General features: G+C 29.4%; 2 protein-coding genes. Both read right to left on the reverse strand.

Annotation, left to right across the window (positions count from 1 at the left end; all coding sequences use genetic code 11):
• Positions 1–104: 104 nt before the first annotated feature.
• Positions 105–686, reverse strand: a complete 582-nt coding sequence (locus tag LX78_RS14595; RefSeq protein ID WP_146192605.1) for a hypothetical protein — start codon at positions 684–686, stop codon at positions 105–107.
• Positions 687–898: 212 nt separating this feature from the next.
• Positions 899–2,707, reverse strand: a complete 1,809-nt coding sequence (locus LX78_RS14600; protein WP_221407908.1) for a retropepsin-like aspartic protease — start codon at positions 2,705–2,707, stop codon at positions 899–901.
• Between the last annotated feature and the right edge of the window lie 112 nt (positions 2,708–2,819).

A 2,819-nucleotide genomic window follows, 5' to 3' on the forward strand; every position in this document is an offset into this window, starting at 1 on the left:
CCTTTGCTATCGCAAAGAGTGGTTTGTCATACGATGAAAACTTTGTTTCAAAATTAGCTTAAAATTGTTTGTTTTTTAACTCAGTTCTTTGTTGTACAACGTTTTTATTCCACTATTTGTTGAATTAAATTGTTGTCAACCTTATCCTTATTCAGTTTTATATATCTAAAGGTCTTTACTTTTGAGTCTTGAATTTCAAAAGTCAAAGCCGTATTTTTATTCGAGTAACCAATTCCGTTTTCAAAAGTCAGATAGTCAATCCCAAATTCAGATTCCAATTCCGTTTGTGAAATCCCGATGAGATTTGCTTTTCCTAAATCCGAATCTTTATTAAAAACTCGCAATTCAATTAGGGTTTCAGTTTCATCTTCATATTTGTGTTTATTCTCTCCGTATTTAAAAACTACAATTTGGTCTATTTTTCTTGGGTCATCGAAATTTTCGGCAGGATAATAATAAACATAGAAAATAGAATCTTTGTTTTTTGGGTTGAAATAATATTCAGTTCCGCTAGTTACACTTGTCGTAACTCGCATTCCCTTTTTTCTTTTATATTCCTGTAAGTCAATCGGATTTTCGAGAAAAGAAGTCAGTTTTAAATTTTCAGAATTTTTTTCGACTGTTTCAATTTTCAATCCAGTCGAATCAACAACAATTTGAACTTGTTCAGTTTCTTTTTCAGTCACATTTTTGCAACTTATAAAAACTAAAAATAATGTCGTTAAAACTCGGATTTTCATTTTTTGGCAAATGTTGTACAACGTGTTTGTATAAGATTAGTTGCGTGTTTAAGCAACTAATTTAGCAAATACAAACCGAATAGAAAATCTGCGAGGATTTTCGTAAGTAGGCTCGTACTAGCAATTAATTTTATACGGTGTTGTGCAACGTATTTTTATTATTCTTTTTCTTTTAATACTCCCCATTCGTATTCTATAATTTCGCCAATACCTTTTCCGTCCTCACCATAACTATAAAATCGACCGTGTTTTAACCATTTATTTTCTTCTTCGTCAAAATATTGACCATAAATATATTTAAGGTTTCCGTTGTCCCAGTATTCAATTACAGCTTTGTATTTTTCAGTTGAGTCTATTTCGCCATTTTCCTTATACCATTTCCATTCTCCATCTCTTATATTGCCTACATATTTATCAATTCCACTGTCATATGGGTCAAATAGTTTTCCATAAACTTTTTTATTTCCATTCTCAAAATATTGTATGTATTCTCCAATGTAAGAATTGTTAAACATCATTAATGTTGTGTACTCCTCTTTCTTTTGGTTAGAATTTCTAAAATAAATTGATGTTTTTGTCTTTTCTTTTTTGATTTGACTTTTTTCGTCAACAAACGTCTTTTGACTTGCTACAATGTTATTATATCTGTCGTAAGAATTTTTAATCCAACCAGCTTTTAGCATTTGTCCAATTTGCTCTACCCAACCATCATCTCCTTCTGGATGATATTTCCAATAAACTGATTCCCCATCCTCGTATTTATTAATTTCTGTGAGTTCACCTTTTTCATCCCATTTTTTGCTATCACCATTTTTTAAACCCATAGAATAGTTCTCGTCTATTAACAAATTCCCATTTTCGTCAAAGAATTTGTAATTCCCATTGAGTAAATTTCCGCCACTTCCGCCTTTTGTAGATTTTATTTTAGAAAACTCTGTATACCAAAAATATTCCTTATTTTCTTTATAATTAGGTTGTTCACTTCCAAGATGAATATTAAATATTTCAATACCGTTTTTATATTTAATTCGTATTTCTTTATTTCCTTGTGAAGCAAAAGAAGAAGATTTATTTGGTGGTTTTTCATTGTATAGCTCAATGATGTATTCAAGTGCATTTTTTAATTTAGGCATTAAACTCTCATTGTCAATTGATTTATCTAACATAAATTCCAACCTGTCTATATAGTCCTTTTTGTCATTTCCATCAATCATTACGATAGCTTCTTCATTATTTTTCAATTTCACTTCAAGCCAATAGTTAGATTTTTTCTCGGAAAAGTCAATGTTGTTGATTTTTGCTAATGGAATTAAGAAGCCTTTGCTAAATGCCCAAGGTTTACTTGTTTCTTGGGTTCGAACACCGAAAAGATAAAATTGATTTTCAATTTCTACTACACTATGGATATTTTGTTTTTGTTTTAAATCAGGTTCTTCATATTGATATTTTACAAATACGCTATTTATCCATTCGATAGTTCCTTCTACTTCCTTGTCAAAATCAATATTGTCTTTATTACTTTTAAAGGAAAAGTCATTTATTATTAATTTATTATTCTCTATCTCAATTTTGCCTAATTGACTTAAAGCTGACATTCCAAGCAATAAAGGTGCATTTTGTTCGTGAACAATAGTAGCCTTTACATTTTTGATTTTTAATCCAGCAATTTCAATTTCTCTTAATATAATATTAGTTCCTTCATTTATATCTCCATTTGCAATTTGATATTTAACAGACTCCTTAATATCATTTTTACCTAAAAGTCCTTGTTTAATCAAAAAAGTAGCTTCTGTCAAAGATATAGTCACATTTGATGCACCTGTATCGAAAATAAAATCCATTGGAATTCCATTAACTTTACAGGGAACTGTGTAAACTCCATTTGTCTTATCTAAATTTATTGTTGTTTGAGCAAGAATTTCGTTTGTGGTGAGTAAAATGAATAAACAAAGGATGATTTTTTTCATATTGGTCATTTTTTGGGATATGTCTTGTCCTGAAATATGGCTACAGGTTAAAATTGAATTTACGCTGTTTTTAAATATACCATATTTGGTGTTTTATAGTCTAAAGATAAAT

It is taken from the genome of Xanthomarina spongicola (assembly GCF_003148645.1).
Classification (GTDB): Bacteria; Bacteroidota; Bacteroidia; order Flavobacteriales; family Flavobacteriaceae; genus Xanthomarina; species Xanthomarina spongicola.

Excerpts from the sequence above, each read along its gene's own strand:
- LX78_RS14600 (WP_221407908.1), bottom strand. The coding sequence starts at position 2,707 with ATGAAAAAAATCATCCTTTGTTTATTCATTTTACTCACCACAAACGAA.